We start from the raw sequence: 19,318 nt of genomic DNA, 5'->3' as shown, positions 1-19,318 counted from the left end.
TAAGCTTATCAGTACACTACTTAGCAACCCCCTTAGTGATACAAACCACTTATAGTTACTTTCAACTTTCTTAATGATCATTAATGTCGAAATAGAGTATAAATAGTTATCCGATAGTTTATGGCTAATTATGTAATGTTATGTAAAGTAAGTTGAGCGTTTTAGTTCAAAGTGCTTGAATTACATTATAAATAGCAGTAATTCAGGTTTAATTATGATTTGGCAACAATACCAGCCAACTTTATTGGCACTCAGTATTGTGCTGCTCAGCGGCTGTGCGAGCAATATAAATTCACAGCAGCGCGAACAAGCACCTAACAATGTACCGCAGCAATGGCAACAAAAAACCTCTGCGCCGGTATTACACGTACAGCAGCAATGGCTTACACAATTACAAAATCCACAGCTGAATAAGCTTGTGGAGCAGGCACTTAAAAATAACCAGCAGCTTTTACAAAGTAGTTACGATGTAGCGATCCAAAAGCAGCAGTTAATTGTGTCGGGCGCTGCGTTGTGGCCAACTCTGGACTTATCTGCGCGTACTAGCCGCAGTAAAAATAACCGCCCAATTAGTTATAATAATGCAAGTTCAGTGAGCTTGAATTTAGGTTACGAAGTTGATTTATGGGGCAAGCTGTCAGATTCTAATCGCCAAGCTAATTTAAACTACTTAGCGCAACAGGCGCGCTTTGAACAAGCCAAACAACAGCTAGTTGCCGATGTAGTAAAGGGCTGGTTTGATGTAGTAACCGCAAAGCAATTACTTGATTTATATAAGCGCCGTGAAGCCAATGCTTTGCAAAATCTTGATATTATAGAGTCAGGTTATCGTCAAGGATTAAACGAAGCTCTCGATGTTTATTTAGCTCGCAACGAGCTAAATAATGAGCGTTCACGTATTGCTACTCAGCAAGCTAGCTTATTAACTACAGCAAGAGTACTTGAGCGTTTATTGGGAGATTATCCGAAAGGAATTATCTCGGCAAATAATGACCTACCAGTTATCAATACTGACATTCCACTAGGTTTACCCTCAGAGTTAATTACCCGAAAGCCAACATTACGTGCAAATTGGTATCAGCTTTTAGCAAGTGATGCAAACTTGGCTTATGCCCATAAGCAACGTTTTCCAAGTTTAAATTTAACGGCAAGTTTAAGTGATACTACTGATAGAGTAAGTGATTTGTTTTCGCCATCTAGCCTAGCATGGTCATTACTTGGCAGTATTTCAGCGCCTATTTTTAATGGCGGCCGGTTAAAAGCGAATGAAGAAATTGCGCGTTTAAATAGCCAAAAACAAGAGCAGCAGTATTTACAAACACTTTACGATGCTTTTAGCGACGTAGAAAATGCGATTACGCTACAGCAATCACTTAAAGCGCAATATACAAGCACGCTAGAAGCACAAGAAAATGCCCTTGCTGCCGAGCAATTATCGTTTGAGCAATATCAAAGTGGCTTGGTTAGCTACACTACAGTGCTTGATGCACAAGGACGCTCGTTCGATGCTCAAAGCTCCTTAATTAGTATTAAAAATCAATTGATAGCAAACCGAGTTAATTTACACCTTGCCCTTGGTGGCGATTTTGCAAACACTTCAACCGAACTACAGAGTAATAGCAATGAAAACTAAAACAGCAAAAATTATTATTCCAATCGCGGTTATTATTGCCACTATTTTAATCGTCATGTTTATTAAAGGTAACCCGCCAGAAGCTAATCGCTTTGGTGCACCACCAAAAGCATCAATTAATGTAGCAGTTCAAATGTTGCAGCCGCAAAACTATCAAGTGATGGTAGACAGCTACGGCACAGTAAAACCACGTACACAAAGCTTATTAGTTGCTCAAGCATCGGGTTTAATTATAAATATAAGCGATGACTTTAGAGAAGGTGGTTTTTTTAAAAAAGGTGCGGTACTAATCCAACTCGACGATAGAGACTATCAAGCAGAGGTTAAATCGGCACAGGCTAACTTATTAACAGCAAAGCAAGGCCTTTTAGAAGAACAAGCCCGCGGGCAGCAGGCTATTACAGATTGGCAGCGTTTAGGTAATGATAAACCTGCAAGTAGCTTGGTGCTACGTGAGCCACAATTAGCTGCAGCACAAGCACAAGTATTATCGGCGCAAGCAACACTTGAAAAAGCCAAGTTAAACTTAGAACGTACCCAAATAATAGCGCCTTTTGCAGGACGAGTACTTAGTCGTAATGTAGATTTAGGCCAAGTTGTTAGCAACAATACTCAGCTCGCTACTATTTACGCAATAGACAGCGTAGAGATTCGGTTGCCAATAAAAAACAAAGACCTACCTTTTATTAATTTACCTGAGCAGTACCGCGACGGTGCTAAAAACCAGGCCGGATCCGTGATTAAATTTAGCTCTGATTTAGTTGGTGAGCAAACATGGCAAGGGCAGTTGGCGCGTACCGAAGGTGCTATTGATGAAAGTGCACAGCAACTCTACGTGGTTGCTAAAATTAATGACCCTTATAAAGCAACACAAAGTAATCAATACCCAATAAAAATAGGGCAATACGTTAAAGCGCAGATCACCGGAAAAACAGTTTCTGATGCACTTATTATTGCAAATAGCACTATTTATCAGGGGTCTTACGTTTATATTGTTGAGCAGGGAGTATTAAAGCGTAAAGATATAACGCTTGCATGGCAAAATGCCGCTTTTGCAATGATAAAAACCGGCTTAAAAGCAGGTGATAAACTTGTTATTACGCCACTGGGGCAAGTTAGTTCGGGTACACAAGTGAATATTTTAGGCGAAGATAATAAAGCGACTAAACCACAAAGTATGAAGCAACGCCCAACAGCAGAGCAATTAGCACAACAAGCAAAAGAGCAAGGCATTAGTGTTGCAGAGCTAGTAAAAAAACGTCGCGCAGCAAAGCAAGGAGATAAGCCATGATTGCTTGGTTTACCAAAAACCATGTTGCTGCCAATTTATTGTTAGTAACTTTGTTGCTGTCTGGGCTGTTTAGTTTATCGACGAAAATACCGATCGAAGTATTTCCTTCGTTTGAAACCGATATGATCAGCATTCAGGTTAGTTTACGTGGCGCGACGCCAGAGGATGTTGAGCAAGGTGTCACTATACGTATAGAGGAGTCTGTACAAGATTTAGAGGGTATAAAGCAAATATTTAGCCGCTCATCTGAAGGTTCGGGCTCTGTCACTGTTGAAGTGGAAAGCGGCTACGATCCTCGAGAGTTGCTCGCTGATATAAAAAGCCGTGTTGATGCTATTAATACCTTTCCTGGGGATGCTGAAAAACCCATCGTTGCTCTAGCTGAGCGAAAACGAGAGGTTATAGCGGTAACTGTATCTAGTGATTATGGCGAAAAAGAAACTCGCGAGTATGCAGAGCAAGTACGCGATCAAATATTACGTTTACCCAGTGTAACGCAGGTTGAGTTAAGTGGCGTGCGCGACTACGAACTGGCTATTGAAGTAAGCCAAGATACATTGCGCCAATATGACTTAACACTGGCGCAAATTTCTAATGCGGTTGCTAACTCAAGCTCAGACATTTCTGCGGGTAACTTAAAAACCCAAGGTGGCGATGTACTTATTAGCTCAAAAGGACAAGCATACCGAAAAGATGAATTTGCCAGCATAGTGGTTAAAAACCAAAGCGACGGTACTATTATTCGCTTAGGTGATATAGCCACAATTAATGACGGCTTTGAAGAAACCCCAGTGCGTACACGTTTTAACGGAAAACAAGCCGCTTTTATCGACGTATACCGAATAGGCCCACAAAGTGCAATTACTGTTGCCGATGAAGTAAAAGCTTATATAAATGCCCAGCAACCTTCATTGCCGCAAGGTTTTGCATTAAGTTATTGGGATGACGACTCAGAGCTAGTTAAAAGCCGTATTGCCACACTCACCACTAACGCCTTGCAAGGCGGTATTTTAGTGCTGGCACTGCTAACCTTATTTTTACGCCCAGCTATCGCATTTTGGGTGTTTATTGGTATTCCGGTGTCGTTCATGGGGGCATTTATTGCTATGCCTATTTTTGGCGTAACGCTTAATGTAATGAGCTTGTTTGGTTTTATTTTAGTACTCGGTATTGTGGTTGATGATGCCATAGTCACCGGAGAGAACGTTTACACCCATTTAAAAACAGCCGAATCGGGCGAACAAGCTGCCATATTAGGTACCCAAGAAGTAGCAACGCCAGTGACTTTTGGTGTATTAACCACGGTAGCGGCCTTTTTGCCATTAGCCTTTATTGAAGGTGCACGCGGGGCATTATTTGCACAAATTCCGGTGGTGGTTATTCCGGTATTATTGTTTTCTTTAATTGAATCTAAATTTGTTTTACCTGCACATTTAAAATATATAAAGCTACGTCACCAAAAAGGTAAGCAATCAAAGTTTGATCTGCTACAGCAACGTTTTGCTGATGGCTTTGAAAGTGCGATTTTAAAATATTATCAACCTATTCTTAATTTAGCTCTGCGCCATAAACTGGCAACGGTGAGCTTATTTGTTGGCGTGTTTTTAATTATTTTAACTATGATCACCAGTGGTTGGACTAAGTTTGTATTTTTTCCACGTATTCCCAGCGAAACCGTACGGGTAAACTTAACCCTGCCTGCTGGCACGCCGTTTGAAGTAACTAATAAGTACGTGATTGATATGTCGCAAAAGGCGCAGCAATTACAAGAAAAATACCGTGACCCTGATACGGGGGAGAGCGTTATTTTAAATATTTTAGCAACAACGGGCGGGCGCGGCGGAGTATCTAACTCAGGCGCAGTACGCTTTGAAATTACCCCAGCTGAAAAACGTGATTCAGATATAGGCTCACGCGAGCTTGCCAGTGAATGGCGCGAATTAATTGGCGTTATTCCCGGCGCTGAAAGTCTCACCTTTAGAGCCGAAATAGGTCGTAGTTCAGATCCAATAGATGTGCAGCTTAGCGGTACATCGTTAAAGGTTTTACAAGACGTGGCAGATCATATTAAAACGCGTTTATCGACCTACCCAACTGTATTCGATATTGCCGATAGTATGTCTGATGGTAAAGAAGAGTTACAAATAGAGCTTACAGAGCAAGGCTTAGCGCTGGGTTTAAATAGAGTGAATGTAGCAGGGCAAGTGCGTAACTCGTTTTTTGGCTCGCAAGTACAAAGGATCCAACGTGGGCGAGACGATGTGCGCGTAATGGTACGTTTGCCTATTGATGAAAGACGCTCGGTAGCCGACTTGCAAAATATACTCATAAACACACCTGCCGGTGGCTCAGTGCCTTTATCGCATGTGGCTATTTTAATTACAGGGCAAAGCCCGTCTACTATCAATCGAATCGATCGTTACCGTACTTTAAATGTGACCGCCGATATAGAAAAAAGCAACACTAACATGACCATACTCCAAGCTGATTTATCCCAGTATTTGGATGAGCTAATGCAGCAATACCCAGGAGTTGATTATGCATTAGAAGGAGAAGCAAAAGAGCAAAGAGAGTCGTTTGGTTCACTTGCTTGGGCGTTAGTATTTGTATTTTTTATTATTTATGCGCTATTAGCGATACCGTTTAAATCGTATTTACAGCCATTAATAGTAATGAGTGTTATACCCTTTGGCATGATAGGCGCTGTAGTAGGGCATTGGATCATGGGAATGGAATTAACCATTATGAGCTTGCTTGGCATGCTAGCATTAATTGGCGTAGTGGTTAATGACTCGCTGGTATTAGTTGACTATATTAATAAAAAACGCACAGAAGGGATTGAATTAATTGAGGTAGTTAAACTTGCCGGCGCGTCACGTTTTCGCCCAGTTATGCTAACTAGCTTAACCACTTTTATAGGATTAATGCCGTTATTATTTGAAAAAGCGACTCAAGCGCAATTTTTAATTCCTATGGCTGTGAGCTTAGGCTTTGGAATTATATTCGCCACCTTCATTACTTTATTGCTAGTACCGGTAAATTATATGCTCATGGAGCGTTTTCAGGGTTGGTTTAAGTAAATAAGTGTAAGCATTTAGAATTTAGCTGTAAGTAAGGAATTACTTGCAGCTTTTTTTTGCCAAAGATTATAAAAATAATTTAGAAAGTTATAACAAAAAAGACAAATAAATAATAAGAGGGATTATAAAAATAAGAAGGTGTTCCCCAAAGTGTGGTGTTGGTGTCAGTCCTGAAACCTTGAGGTTTCAGGGCGGGAATCTGCGGTTTACCGTAGGCTTCTCGGTACATGCCGAGCTTGCACAATAGTATACGAACAGAAACCCTGGTATAAAATTTATCGGCTCAGGGACTTAACCAAGCTCCAGCACCCCAGGGAACAAATCCAGTATATAAGACATAATCGAAAGCTTAAACCCCAAAAGTAAAATATTATTTTGTTTGCGTGGTTATTATGCTCTTGTTACTAGTTATTTACTTATGAGTGTGCTTTTTAACCATAAATATGTTTTTTATATATTGGGCTTAATAAAGCATACCGCAGCAATAAAGAGCTGCCACTATTAAAGTGTTTAATAGTGCCCCTTAAGCGGTTTGATTATAGAATTTATTGGAGTTGCTTTTTATCGAGTGGTAGCATTGCCTTAACTAGCAAAATGAAGATATAACAATGAGCGATTTACCAGATTACGAAGAAGCCCAATTATTATTAGAAAAAAACGAAATATTTGTATCACCGGCCGAAGCGCACGGTGTAATTAGTGGTTTATTAGCTTGTGGGTTAACGATTGACGACAAAGAATACCTAGGGCTGTTAAGCGATGTGTTTAACGATGGTGATTCGTTTAGTAATAATTTAAAACAGTTTTTTGGCAGCATTTATAAGCAGGTCGTTGCTAGTTTTAATGATGAAGAGTTTGCGTTTGATTTGTTTTTACCCAGCGACGATGAAACACTTATAGATCAGGCTAATGGTTTGGTTTCTTGGGTTGCAGGTTTTATGCTTGGCTTTGGTTTAAAGCAAAAAGATTACGGTAAATTATCAGCCGATGTAAAAGAAGTTATTACCGATTTTAGCGAAATTACTCGCCTTGATACTACCTTTGAAGAAACTGAAGAAGACAGCCAAGCACTACATGAAGTGATTGAGTATGTGCGTGTGTCGGCATTACTTTGCTTTGCAGAGTTAGGTAAAGATCAAAGTGCTGCTAGCACTAAAAAAACACTTCATTAATAGTTTAAGTTAAACGGGTTTGTTGCACATGGTTGAAATACAAAAGTCAGAGTTTAAAGCACGTCGTGAGTGTCTGCTTGCAAAAATGGATAGTAACAGTGTGGCAATTATACCTGCGGCGAGCGAAGTTACGCGCAGCCGCGACACTCACTATGCATTTAGACAAGACAGTGACTTTTTTTACTTAACTGGTTTTAATGAGCCCGATGCCGTACTTGTACTTGCTCCAAATAGCGACACCCCCAGTACATTATTTTGCCTTAATAAAGATAAACTAGCCGAAGTATGGCATGGCCGTAGAATAGGCTTTGAAAAAGCAAAAAACGAATATTTGTTTGATGCAACCCATGGATTAAGTGAGTTGAGTGAACAGTTATTTAATTTGCTCAATGGCAAAGCGGTTTTATATTATGCGCAAGGTGCATATTCGGCTTTTGATGGGCGTGTTTTCTCTTTGCTTAATACTCTGCGCAGCGCCCCTAAAAAAGGTGACACAGCGCCAAGTACCATTAAAGATATTCGTTTGTTAATTCACGAAATGCGTTTATTTAAATCACCAAGTGAAATAAACATTATGCGCGCAGGCTGCGAAATTAGCGCACAAGGCCATGTTAGGGCAATGTGTTTTGCCCATAGCGGTGCAACCGAGTATCAATTAGAAGCAGAGCTACATCATCATTATGCAATGCATGGTGCGCGGCACCCAGCGTATGGCACTATTGTAGGCAGTGGCGACAATGCTAATATTTTACATTACACCCAAAACAGCGACGCCCTTAAAAGTGGCGATCTAGTGTTAATAGATTCAGGTTGCGAGCTACAAGGCTACGCTGCTGATATTACACGTACATTTCCAGTGAATGGTAAATTTAGCCCCGAGCAAGCCGCGTTATATAATATTGTTCTTAAAGCGCAAGAAGTGGCGTTTGCAGAAATTAAACCCGGCGGTTATATGTCGCATGCTAATGCTTTAGCAATGGCAGTAATGACCCAAGGTCTACTAGATTTGGGTATTTTAACTGGCAACTTTAATGAGTTAATGGCAAAGCAAGCCTGTAAAGAATATTACATGCATGGTTTGGGGCATTGGTTAGGCCTAGACGTACATGATGTAGGCGACTACAAACAAAATAATAGCGAACGCGCATTTGCTGCGGGCATGGTTTTAACCATTGAGCCTGGGCTTTATATCAGCGAAGATTCAAATGCACCGCAAAAATACCGAGGTATTGGTATTCGCATTGAAGATAACTTATTAGTAACCCCAAGTGGTTATGAAAACCTCACCCTAAGTGCGCCAAAAACCATAAGCGATATAGAAGCACTTATGCAAAGCAATAAAAGCGCATAAGACTAGGAGAAAAAAGTGCCTAAGCAGTTTGATGTTGTTGTTATTGGTGGCGGTTTAGCCGGTGCTAGCTGTGCGTTAAGCGTGGCTAAAATAAATCCCGCGCTTAGTATTGCTGTTGTTGAGGCGAATGAAGTAAGTAATGACTATCACCCGAGCTTTGATGATAGAAGCATAGCACTTGCTCAGCAGTCGGTAGAGTACTTGCAAGGCTTAAATTTATTTGCGTTAAATTCACCGTACGCTACAGCAATTAAAAAAGTAAGTGTGTCTGATCGTCACCATTTTGGTAAAGCAGATATTAACTGTGAAGAGTTTGCTAAAGATGCCCTTGGTTATGTGGTTGAAGTAAACCCGTTTGGCCGCTCGTTACATCAATTATTAAACGCTCAAATAAATATCAGTTTATATTGCCCTGATAGCGTAAGTGCCATTGAGCAGCAATTACATAATAATATAGTTACTTTGCAAAGTGGCGAGCAAATAGCCGCCAAGCTGTTAGTTATTGCCGACGGTGCACAGTCGCCAACTCGTAGCTTATTTGGACTTAAGTTTAACACTCAAGCTTATGAGCAAGGGGCTATTATTGCCAATATAGAAGTAGCTGGTGGGCATAATAACCATGCTTTTGAGCGATTTACGCAACATGGCCCCATGGCGCTATTACCTATGAGCAACAACCGCTATTCACTGGTGTGGTGTATGCAGCAACAGCACGTTGAGCAGCACATGGCACAAAGTGAAGACGACTTTATAAGCGCACTACAAAGTGCCTTTGGTTATCGCGGTGGTCAATTTACTAAAGTGGGTATGCGTGCTAATTACCCCTTAGTGTATGGGCAAGTAGAATCGCTTATTGCGCACCGCACGGTAGTAATAGGTAATGCTGCGCATGCAATTCATCCCATTGCAGGGCAAGGGTTTAATCTAGGCCTGCGAGATGTACAAGTACTTAGTAACTTAATTGCCCAGAGCCCAAATGACTTAGGCAGTTATGCATTTACTCGCGAGTATGCACAGCAGCGCAGCGCTGATATAAATAACGTGATGACTCTAACAGATGGTTTAGTAAGGCTTTTTTCAAATTCATCACGCATACTGGCACTTGGCCGTAGTATTGGGTTGTTTTCGATGGATTTATTCCCCTCTTTAAAAGCGCCATTGGCTAAGCAGTTAATGGGGCAAGTTAAACAAGGTCAAGGTTTATGAAACAAGTACAGGTATGTATTGTAGGTGGTGGCAGTGTAGGGCTTACCTTAGCGCTTGGGTTGGCAAAAGCAGGTATAAGCGTAGTCGTGCTTGACGCTGCGCCAAAGCAAACACCGCCAACAGACGAGTATGGCATGCGCGTAAGTGCGTTGAGTATTGCGAGTCAAACCTTGCTTGAACAATTAAACGTATGGCCACACATAGTTGCTTTGCGTGCTAGTGCCTATACCCATATGGATGTGCGCGATGCAGACAGCTTTGGCAAAATAGCTTTTAATAGTGAGCAACTAGAGCTTGATCATTTAGGTCATATAGTTGAAAACGATATTATTTGCTACGCGCTTGTAAAGGAGCTGGAGCAGCAGCCAAATGCTACGCTGATGTTCGACACTTGTTATCAGCAAATACACCAAAGCGAATCGGATGTATTTGTTACTTTAAAAAGTGGTGAGCCAATCATTGCAAAGCTGCTGGTGGCCGCCGATGGTGCAAATTCGGCAATTCGAAAGCAGTTTAATATGGCGCTGAGCTTTAAAGACTACGACCACCATGCATTGGTGGCTACAGTTAAAACCCAAGACCCACACGCCAATACCGCACGCCAAGTGTTTTTACCAAGCGGGCCATTAGCATTTTTACCGTTGAGCGATGCCAACACCCATTCAATTGTGTGGTCTACAAACCCAACGCATTGTGAAGAGCTATTAGCAATGGACGACAACCAGTTTAACAAAGCCATTATGGCGGCAATAGATGGCCAATGTGGTTTGTGTGAAGTGCAAAGTGTACGCGCTGCATTTCCACTTAAAATGCGTTATGCCCAGCAATGGGTTGCAGGTAAAGTCGTATTAATTGGCGATGCTGCACATACGATTCATCCGCTTGCAGGCTTGGGGATGAACCTAGGCCTAAAAGATGCCGCTTATTTAATTGAGTTACTAACAAGTGATAATAAAGAATTTGCCAGCACGCGTACTTTACGTGATTACGAGCGCACCCGTAAACTCGATGCGCAAAAACACATTGCCATGATGTACTCTTTAAAAGAGTTATTTGCCGGTGCTAACCCAATTAAAAAACTAATTCGTGGAGTTGGGCTTTCAATGGTTGATAACTTAGGCCCAATAAAGCATTTGTTTGCTAAAGAAGCGATAGGAAAGTAAGCGTATTAGTAAGCGAATAAAAAGCCGTGGTTAAATTTAACCGCGGCTTTTTATTACCTATGTTGAATTAAAGAGTTAAGTAACGTTTGATTTTTAGCCAATGTTTTTAGGTAGTGTTTTTAGATATTGCAGTGGAGTGCAGTTATACCAGCGTTTAAAAGCACGATTAAATGAACTTTGGTCGTTAAAGCCAAGTTTAATTGCTATGTTACTTAATGGCTCTTTGCCAATGCACAGTATTACGCGCCTTTTACGCTCTTGCTCAAGTAAGTCGGCAAACGATATTTGTTCGCGCTTTAAATGGCGTTGCAAGGTGCGCGGGGTCATGTTTAGCGCGCCTGCTGTGCGTATTAAACTGCAGTCGATTAAGTCATTTTTAGCTATAAATAACTGGCTAATTTTTTCGGTTAGTAGCTGCTGGCTTTTAAAGCGTGAAAGTTGCTGCTCAGAAACCTGTTTAAGCACTAAATTAATTTGCGTATTGTCGGTTTTAAATGGCAGTGCTAAATAACTGCTCGGAAATACCACTTGGTTATACTGTGCGTTAGTTTTAACGGGGCAGTTAAACCAGTGTGTGAGTACTGTTTTTTCATTGCTGGTAAAAGCTTGGGTAAAATAAATAGTACTGGGCGATAGCTGTGGATTTAATAGTTGTCGAATAACACTTACCCAAGCGGTCATATTACGTAAAATAACCTGTGGGCTACAGTTAGCATTAGGTAGCCAACGAATAATTGCCAACTCACCTTGCTGTTCAAACTCTGCTCTACCAATATCTGCAACTAAACTGTCGTAGTTAAGCAGTGCGGTAATAGCGCTGGCTAAGTTATTACTCGATTCAATTAAGTAACCCAATATGCCAAAGTCGGCAGTTCGAATTTGCTGACCAAGCTTAAAGCCAAACAAAGGCTCGTTTAGAGTTTGCTGAGCATAATTTAGCAGTGCGTTGTAACTGTTTAAGCTAATGCGTGGCGCGAGTTGCTGAGCTTGCTTATTACTGTATTCATTAAAGTTAATAGCCGACAAAACAGCTTGGCTATTAAGTCCAAGTGTTTCAAGGTAATCAATACAGCTTGAAAAATAATGATCGGCAAGTGTGCTCATTTGTCGCCTAAAGCTAAAAAATGGTCGTGTAACAGCAAGTTTGCCACGAAAAAATTTTATATGGTAGGGCATTATGAAAATACTTATTATATAAAAATGATACAAATAACCTTAAAACAAAAGATTGCAGCAACGCCTCTACAAGTCAGAGACGCTTTGCTTGATCATGCGCAATTAGAACGTTTTTTTAATGCTAAATTTGTCCTATTAAAAAAGCAAAATGAAGGCGAAATTATTGGCGGTAAAGGTGCTATTAGGCAAGTTATAATGGCAGGAGTTCGCTTTGAAGAGCGTATAATTAGCGCCGATAGCAATCATATTAGTTATCAAATAATAGGTAATAAACCAGTTGCAGAGCATCGTGGCGATATTTATTTTTGCGTTAGTGACAATGCCCCAACAAGCACCGAAGTTACCTATAACATACGCTGTAAAACACCGTGGTGGCTGCCAAGCCTAGTGATTAAATTTTTTATTAAAAAAGATATAGCACAAGCGCTTAATAAACTAAAAGCCAACTTTAAGGGCAACATATCATGAGCATAGAAATAATTTTACTTGCCCTTAGTCCTGTATTTATTATTTTTGTAAGTTATGAATTTATTAAATATCGGCGTTATTACGACATAAAAGACAGCTTGGCGAATACAGCACTGGCGCTTATGCACCAAGGCGCCGATGCAATTGCTTTAATTGTGCTAATGCCATTTTTTTATTGGCTGCATCAATATAGGTTATTTGATATTGAACTGTCGGTGCTGACGATATTTGGCGCATTTTTACTACAAGACTTTTTGTATTATTGGTTTCATAAAGCGTCGCACCATATTCATTGGTTATGGGCTGCCCATGTGGTGCATCACAGTTCAACTAAAATGAACTTTTCAACCGCATTTAGGCAAAGCTTAATGTATCCGCTTGCGGGTATGTGGTTATTTTGGTTGCCAATGATATTAATCGGCTTTGATCCGCTGAGTGTATTTACCGTAGTGGCGCTTAATTTGGCCTATCAGTTTTTTGTGCATACCCAAACGGTAAGTACACTAGGCTGGTTTGAAAAGGTATTTAACACCCCATCGCATCATCGAGTACATCATGCTATTAACCCCGGCTACTTAGATAAAAATTTTGCCGGTGTACTCATTATTTGGGATAAGTTATTTGGCACTTACGCCGAGGAAAAAGCCGATAAACCGTGTAAGTACGGTATTGTGGGGCAGTTAAATAGTAACAACCCACTGACCATAACTTTTCATCAATGGGCTTATTTAGTAAAAAGTGCATTTAAAGCAAAAGGGGTAACGGCAAAGCTAAAAGTGATATTTGGTTACCCTACAAGTTCCAATTAACTGCTTATTTAACACGTCGAAAAGAAATGTTTTTACTGCGTGGTGCACCTAATATAATGAATAAGTGACAAATACATACCGACAAAAATGCACTCACACCTAAAGCACCGCCGTAGCCGTCGAGTATGGGTACTAAGTACTCAAATAATAACGAAAATATAACAGCGGAGCTGGCAAGCGTATATATGCCAAAGCGGTGTGGGGCGCTCATACCTATAAAAGTACCACCAAAAAACACAACGCTGTATAACTCAGGATCAAGGTTAAGCCAGTAAAAAATTAAGTAAGTAACTATAGATAAGGCCGCAGAAGCTCTAATACCATCAAAACGACTATGCTTGGCTAAATAAAATGTTAAAAAAGCGCCTATCAAAGCTAATATAGAATATTCAATACTCATTACACTAAGCCTTTAGCTAAAGAATACAAAGCAACACTTGCAAAGGCTACGCTGCCTAATCGGCCACCAAAACCAGCAAATGCATTTAAGGTAAGGGTGTATAGCGTTGCGCCAATAATTGAGATTATCGCCACTTCCCAGTAGCTAGTAATTAAGCTAGTTGAGCACATACCGGCAAAGCTACCTGCATATATGGCCGCATAAGGGTGGTTTTGATAAAGCTTAGGAAAAGGAATAAACGAGCCAGCTAGCCCGGTTAATGCTGCAGATATAACAAGTGGTAATGCAAATGTTGTATGCATTACAAAGCACGACATACAGCCGGCAAAAAATGTGATGGACTTTAATAATAAAAATTTAATCATAGCGCGCAAATTAGTACCTTATAGCGTGCGTATAATAAAGTAACACTTTTATGTTTGATAGCTCAAAGCTAGAATTTTATAGCATAACTAATAATAGCTAATTGCCAAAAATAGTAGGTGTCAGAATTTAATCATTTTATTAGCCTAATAGTTGTAAGGGCTGTAAATGCTAAAATATACTCGTTAATGTTCTATAAATTACAAAGCATGTATAATGCTGACTGTTTAATTTATTAAAAGCTATTATCAAGGGTAATTTATGTCTAACTGTTTACATCTGGCTATTCCGGCTGGTGATTTAAATATAGCTAAAACTTTTTATTGCGATGTGCTTGGCTGTAAAACCGGAAATAGCGAGCAAGGACGCTGGATAGATATTGATTTTTGGGGTAACGAGTTAACACTGCACCAAAGTGTTGAGCGCCTACCTACAGTTCGTCATGATGTTGATATGGGCGCAGTTGCCGTACCACATTTTGGCATTCATTTATCTGAAAACGAATTTAATGCGTTAAAGCAACGTATTGAAAGCGCGGGCTTGGAGTATTTAGATAAGCCATATCGTCGTTTTATAGGTGATGAGTTTGAACAAGAAACATTTTTTATAGAAGATCCTAACGGTAACGTACTCGAAATGAAAACTATGGTTAACCCCGAGGTTTTATTTAAGAAAAGTTGATTGTACGCGCTCGCTTGTTTACTTTATTAAATAAGGCAAACAAGCGGGGCAGTAATAATTTAGTTACCTTTATTGTGGGCTAGCGGGGCTTAATACAAGTTTACTAAAGCTCACTTGTGCATAGTCACCGTTTTGTTTATCTGTAGCCCAGTCGCCCGTACCTAAACAGCCCGGATACCAAATGCCTTTAGCATTTTTGGTACTACATTGGTTATACGCGCCTGCTTTAAAGTAGTGCCAATCAGCCGCATACCCATGCGGGTGATCTTTTTCGTCTACGTTGCCATACGCATCTACGTTATTACCTAAGTTAATAGAGTAGCTAACATCGTTTTTGCCTGCTGTGCTAAATGTTAGGTGCATCACATTTTTATACACATTTACTGTGTAACTAAACTCTTCACCTAATGCGATACCAGCATTGCCTGGCTCGTTAGGGTTTTCCCATGTGTTACCCCAAACAGGATAAGCTATATCAGTACGGTTAGGATCTGTTTTTGGTAGGTTACGCTCGTAGTTCCAAAAAACCGATCCCGTTTTATGTCCAGGCCACTTTTTATAATATATTTTTAGTGGCTCGTTGCCCCAGCCATAACCAAGCTTAGTGTCAATAAGCGCCTGATCTTTACCTGCGTGAATTTGCCCCACAACAACAGAGTAGGCCGCATTTTTACTTGGATCAGTAGCACGTAATGCAACATGATCTACTTTTAGCGTTGCTTCCATTTTGCCACCAATAGAGCCAAATCGATCCGATAGTGGGTGTACAGCAAGAGCAAAATTGTTTTTAGGACTTTTGGTTTTTATTTTGGTATTTGCTCCGCGGAGCATTTGCCTAAATTCACTGCGTGTATTGGTAGAATTGGCACTGGTGAGTGCTTTGTTTGGCGAGGTGAATACCATGTAACCTTTATCATCCAGATAGAAAAAATCAGGATGTGAGTAAGTCTGAATTTTTTTAACATCTATTTCATCAATTTTACCGTCGTTATCTAAATCAACCGGTACATTAATTTTCCAATGAGATAAATCAAATTTAGAGGCGGGTACTAATGGGTTAGCTTGTTGCTCATTGCTTTTTGGTTGTTGGCTAACACAACCAATAACCAAAGAGGTAGTGAGGGCAATTAAAGCGCCGGGCTTAATAAGATGTGTAATGTTATTTTTATTCATTAGTACCTCAGTATAAAGTTAAATATTTACATTGTTGCACATGACTGTAACGTATTTAAAACCAACTTAACATACCAAAGTGCAATTATTATATTACCAATTATTGCAACCTTTGATTTTTAGCTGCTTAATTGTAATGCCAATTCATTCTCAATTGAGTAAATAATTTTAAGTTATTAAAAAGTAGCTATAAATTAGTCATAAAAAGATAAATACGCCCTGATGAGATGATTTAAATTCAACTCAATATTGATTGACTGTATTAACTAAGTGAGTAGAATTTGCGCCATTACTCATCTTTTATTATTAGTCATGTTAGTTAAATTAATGGTTGCCCCGCTATTACTGCTCTTTATTTCTTACGCGCAAAAAAAGTTTGGTAGTTTTATAAGCGGTATTATTCCTGGCCTGCCAATCACCTCTGGGCCTATTTCATATTTTATTGCTATAGAGCAAGGAAAACTGTTTGCAGCTAACTCAGCGGTGGGCGCTTTATATGGCATGAGTGGTATTGGTTTATTTTGCTTTGTGTATATGGCGGTTTCGTATAAGTGTGGCTTAGCAAAGTCGTTGTTAATAGCGCTGAGTGTGTGGTGTTTATTTAGCATACTGACATTATTTTTACCGGTTAATATTTTTGTAGCGTGCTTGTTCTCTATTAGTACTTTATTGGCTTTAACTTTTGCTACTACAAAATTAAAAGTAGCGATAGATGCAAAGCCTTTAAATTCAAAATGGGAGCTGCCAATAAAAATAGTGTTAGTAACTAGTTTTATTATGTTGGTTACCTTTATTTCTGAGCATATTGGCTCGGCATGGAGTGGGTTGCTTTCTACTTTTCCGGTTATTTTAGCGGTAATGGGCAGCATAGCGTATATCAGTGATAAAAAAGACTCAGCGTTTAAAATACTAAACGGCGGTATTATTGGCTCATTAGGTGGGTGTATATTTTTTGCCGCCATTGCATTGCTATTAAAATACGATATTTTAATTTGGCAAGTTTATACAGTGGCAACTATTAGCTCGGTGTTGTTTACGCTTATTTTTAGCCATTTTATAAACCGTAAATACGTTAATCCGGTTGCTTTTAATACCGCTAAAACGCAGCTTTAGCGGTTTGCTTAGAGTAACATTTCTTTTGGTGTTTTATTAAAGTGGCGTTTAAATTCTCGGCTAAATTGCGATGGGCTGGTATAGCCTACTTTTAATGCGGCTTCGTTGGCTTTGCTGCCACTGGCGGTTATAAGTGCTTTTGCTTTGGCTAAACGCAGCTTTTTTAAATATTGTAACGGCGACTCAAAAGTCACTTGTTTAAAGGCGCGATGAAACGACGAAATGCTCATATTTACGTCCTCTGCTAACCCTTCTACTGTGATGGGGTTGGCATAATTACTATGCATAATAGACAGTGTGCGCGCTATACGTGCATAGTGGCCGTCGTGCATAGCAAGGCCAAACAAGGTATGTCCTTGGGGGCCGCAAAGTACACGGTATACTAATTCTTTTACTATATCTTCGCCAAATACTTGTGCTTCAAGTGGGTTATTTAACACGGTTAATAAACGCTTAGTTACCAGCTCCATCGCGTTATCGAGTTTAGCCGATTGCACGCCACTCATTTGCCCGCATGTTGGTGGCAGAGCAAATTGTTTATGCTCAGTCATTTGGTTAACGAGTTTGTGCAATAACGCAGGGTTAATATCAACAGCAATCCCAAGCACTGGTAAGTCGCCATCAGTAAAGGCTTCGCACTCTAGCGGTACAGGAACGCCCAATACTAAATAATCCCCCGCACCATATTGTATTTTATGATCTGTAAAATGAATTACTTTATGCCCTTGCCCGACCACAATAATCCCAGAGTTATAAATAAGCGGCTGTCGCGGCGAGCTTTTACTGGCGCGATGAAAATAAACCCCAGTAATAATGGTTTCCATCGTGCCTTCAAAACTGAGTAACTGATTTTGTTCTGCGTACTGCTGCAACATATTGGCAATGGTGGACATAAAAGCATCTTTACATGGCTGACTTTTACGTAAAATAACAATCTTGATAGTTTTAGGCAAGCTTTTGCGCGTTATTGAGCTTTTTTTATGTTTGTTTTGCCAGTAATATGCACTCATTGAAAATTTACTTAGTTAGTAACTAAGTAAGTTGAACCATATTTAATCGTCACCCTAGGATAAAATAATGAAATTTAGCTACGTAAATCCAACACTAATTCAATTTGGCCAACAACAAATAGCCTCACTAACTGATTTGATCGCAAAAGATCAAAAAGTACTAGTTGTGTACGGCGGCGGATCAATTAAAAAGAACGGCGTATACGACCAAGTTGCAGCAGCACTTGAAGGTTTTGATTGGGTAGAGTTTTCGGGCGTTGGCGCTAACCCAACAATTGAAGTACTAGATCAAGCAGTAAAAATCTGTAAAGAACAAGACATCGACTTTGTACTAGGTGTTGGCGGCGGCTCAGTAATTGACGGCGTTAAATACATTGCAGCTTCAGCAGTATACGATGGCGAAGGTTGGGATATTCCTACTGGTAAGCATAAAGTAACTAGCGCATTACCAATTGGTGCAGTACTTACATTACCAGCTACTGGCTCAGAGTCTAACCAAGGCTCAGTAGTAAGCAAAGCTGCTACAAAACAAAAACTCCCGTTTATGTCACCAGCAGTACAACCTAAATTTGCGATTATGGACCCTGATGTAATGAAAACATTACCACAGCGTCAACTTGTAAATGGTTTAGTAGACGCATGGGTGCATACCTGTGAGCAGTACTTAACGTTCCCTGAAGGTGCATTAGTACAAGATGGTTACGCTGAAGCATTGCTTAAAGCACTTAAAGTACTTGGCGATAACTTTGAAAACCAAGATGACGCATGGCGTGCAAATCTTATGTGGTCAGCGAATCAAGCATTAAACGGTTTGATTGGTTCTGGCGTATCGCAAGATTGGGCAACCCACATGATTGGTCACGAACTTACAGCTGCATACGGTGTTGACCATGCACGTTCGCTTGCAATAGTTCAGCCTTCTTTACTACGCAATCAATTTGCAGTTAAAAAAGCAAAACTTGAGCAAATGGGTAAAAACGTATTTGGCCTTGCACAATCAGACGATTTAGCAGAGCTAACAATTCAAGCAATTGAAGCGTTTTACCATAGCCTTGATGTAGCTACGCAGCTTACTGAACATGGTGAAGATAAAGCAGCAGCGATTGACAATATTATTGGCAAACTTGAAGCGCATGGCATGCTTACCCTTGGTGAAAACCAAGCAATCACGCTAAAAGAAAGTCGTGAAATTTTAGAACAAGCAGTCGCTTAATTTAAAGTGTTATTAA

General features: G+C 40.1%; 17 protein-coding genes and 1 other RNA gene. 12 read left to right on the top strand and 6 right to left on the bottom strand.

The features are described 5' to 3' along the window. Positions 1 to 214 precede the first annotated feature (214 nt). Genes H5079_RS07405 through H5079_RS07395 form a run of 3 tightly spaced genes read left to right on the top strand, consistent with a single transcriptional unit; the run spans position 215 to position 6,004 of the window. Positions 215 to 1,633, top strand: coding sequence for an efflux transporter outer membrane subunit (locus H5079_RS07405; RefSeq protein ID WP_086993246.1), 1,419 nt, complete (start codon positions 215 to 217; stop codon positions 1,631 to 1,633). Beyond that, positions 1,623 to 2,924, top strand: coding sequence for an efflux RND transporter periplasmic adaptor subunit (locus tag H5079_RS07400; protein ID WP_089367784.1), 1,302 nt, complete (start codon positions 1,623 to 1,625; stop codon positions 2,922 to 2,924). The genes H5079_RS07405 and H5079_RS07400 overlap by 11 nt, the downstream gene beginning before the upstream one ends. Beyond that, positions 2,921 to 6,004, top strand: a complete 3,084-nt coding sequence (locus H5079_RS07395; protein ID WP_011327260.1) for an efflux RND transporter permease subunit — start codon at positions 2,921 to 2,923, stop codon at positions 6,002 to 6,004. The genes H5079_RS07400 and H5079_RS07395 overlap by 4 nt, the downstream gene beginning before the upstream one ends. Before the next feature lie 138 nt (positions 6,005 to 6,142). Here the strand turns inward: H5079_RS07395 and ssrS are convergent. Then, positions 6,143 to 6,324, bottom strand: a non-coding RNA gene (gene ssrS, locus H5079_RS07390) — 6S RNA. A 288-nt stretch (positions 6,325 to 6,612) separates the two neighbouring features. On the opposite strand from ssrS, the gene H5079_RS07385 reads away from it, so the two are divergent. From H5079_RS07385 to H5079_RS07370, 4 genes are read left to right on the top strand one after another with little or no spacing between them, the layout of a single operon-like run. After that, positions 6,613 to 7,176, top strand: a complete 564-nt coding sequence (locus tag H5079_RS07385) for a UPF0149 family protein (protein ID WP_182683824.1) — start codon at positions 6,613 to 6,615, stop codon at positions 7,174 to 7,176. Between the two features lie 28 nt (positions 7,177 to 7,204). Continuing rightward, a complete protein-coding gene (gene pepP, locus H5079_RS07380) occupies positions 7,205 to 8,527 on the top strand; it encodes a Xaa-Pro aminopeptidase (RefSeq protein WP_182683823.1) in 1,323 nt (440 codons plus the stop codon). Positions 8,528 to 8,542: 15 nt separating this feature from the next. Continuing rightward, a complete protein-coding gene (ubiH, locus tag H5079_RS07375; RefSeq protein ID WP_089367785.1) occupies positions 8,543 to 9,733 on the top strand; it encodes a 2-octaprenyl-6-methoxyphenyl hydroxylase in 1,191 nt (396 codons plus the stop codon). Then, the gene (locus tag H5079_RS07370) at positions 9,730 to 10,896 is read left to right on the top strand and encodes an FAD-dependent oxidoreductase (RefSeq protein WP_182683822.1); all 1,167 of its coding nucleotides are present in this window, start codon (positions 9,730 to 9,732) and stop codon (positions 10,894 to 10,896) included. Before ubiH ends, H5079_RS07370 begins: the two co-directional genes overlap by 4 nt. Before the next feature lie 93 nt (positions 10,897 to 10,989). Here H5079_RS07370 and H5079_RS07365 read toward each other — a convergent pair whose 3' ends face one another. Beyond that, entirely contained in the window at positions 10,990 to 12,000 is a 1,011-nt protein-coding gene (locus H5079_RS07365) for an AraC family transcriptional regulator (RefSeq protein ID WP_179807619.1), read from the bottom strand. Between the two features lie 96 nt (positions 12,001 to 12,096). Between H5079_RS07365 and H5079_RS07360 the strand changes: the two genes are divergently transcribed. Together H5079_RS07360 and H5079_RS07355 are read left to right on the top strand one after the other, a co-directional pair. Then, a complete protein-coding gene (locus H5079_RS07360; protein ID WP_089368931.1) occupies positions 12,097 to 12,540 on the top strand; it encodes an SRPBCC family protein in 444 nt (147 codons plus the stop codon). Continuing rightward, positions 12,537 to 13,349, top strand: a complete 813-nt coding sequence (locus H5079_RS07355) for a sterol desaturase family protein (protein WP_086997331.1) — start codon at positions 12,537 to 12,539, stop codon at positions 13,347 to 13,349. Before H5079_RS07360 ends, H5079_RS07355 begins: the two co-directional genes overlap by 4 nt. Positions 13,350 to 13,353: 4 nt before the next feature. On the opposite strand, the gene H5079_RS07350 is transcribed toward H5079_RS07355, so the two are convergent. Further along, the gene (locus H5079_RS07350) at positions 13,354 to 13,749 is read right to left on the bottom strand and encodes a hypothetical protein (protein ID WP_011327268.1); all 396 of its coding nucleotides are present in this window, start codon (positions 13,747 to 13,749) and stop codon (positions 13,354 to 13,356) included. Then, entirely contained in the window at positions 13,749 to 14,114 is a 366-nt protein-coding gene (locus H5079_RS07345) for a hypothetical protein (protein WP_182683821.1), read from the bottom strand. The genes H5079_RS07350 and H5079_RS07345 overlap by 1 nt, the downstream gene beginning before the upstream one ends. A gap of 259 nt (positions 14,115 to 14,373) precedes the next feature. Between H5079_RS07345 and H5079_RS07340 the strand changes: the two genes are divergently transcribed. Then, entirely contained in the window at positions 14,374 to 14,793 is a 420-nt protein-coding gene (locus tag H5079_RS07340) for a VOC family protein (protein ID WP_011327270.1), read from the top strand. 69 nt (positions 14,794 to 14,862) lie between these two features. Here the strand turns inward: H5079_RS07340 and H5079_RS07335 are convergent, their stop codons facing one another. Further along, complete coding sequence (locus H5079_RS07335) at positions 14,863 to 15,966, bottom strand: polysaccharide lyase family 7 protein (protein ID WP_182683820.1); 1,104 nt, start codon at positions 15,964 to 15,966, stop codon at positions 14,863 to 14,865. A gap of 312 nt (positions 15,967 to 16,278) precedes the next feature. On the opposite strand from H5079_RS07335, the gene H5079_RS07330 reads away from it, so the two are divergent. Then, positions 16,279 to 17,079 carry a hypothetical protein gene (locus H5079_RS07330; protein ID WP_050754469.1) on the top strand — a complete coding sequence of 267 codons (801 nt, stop codon included), beginning with the start codon at positions 16,279 to 16,281 and terminating at the stop codon, positions 17,077 to 17,079. Positions 17,080 to 17,087: 8 nt separating this feature from the next. Here the strand turns inward: H5079_RS07330 and H5079_RS07325 are convergent, their stop codons facing one another. Then, the gene (locus H5079_RS07325; protein WP_041454651.1) at positions 17,088 to 17,972 is read right to left on the bottom strand and encodes an AraC family transcriptional regulator; all 885 of its coding nucleotides are present in this window, start codon (positions 17,970 to 17,972) and stop codon (positions 17,088 to 17,090) included. Between the two features lie 184 nt (positions 17,973 to 18,156). Here H5079_RS07325 and H5079_RS07320 point away from each other — a divergent pair, with 184 nt between their 5' ends. Next, positions 18,157 to 19,302: an iron-containing alcohol dehydrogenase gene (locus H5079_RS07320; RefSeq protein ID WP_182683819.1), complete on the top strand. Its 1,146-nt coding sequence runs from the start codon at positions 18,157 to 18,159 to the stop codon at positions 19,300 to 19,302. The last annotated feature ends 16 nt before the right edge of the window (positions 19,303 to 19,318 follow it).

It is taken from the genome of Pseudoalteromonas sp. SG44-5, from assembly GCF_014164175.1.
In the GTDB taxonomy this organism is placed as follows: Bacteria; Pseudomonadota; Gammaproteobacteria; order Enterobacterales; family Alteromonadaceae; genus Pseudoalteromonas; species Pseudoalteromonas nigrifaciens.
This window is presented reverse-complemented; position numbering and strand designations above follow the sequence as displayed.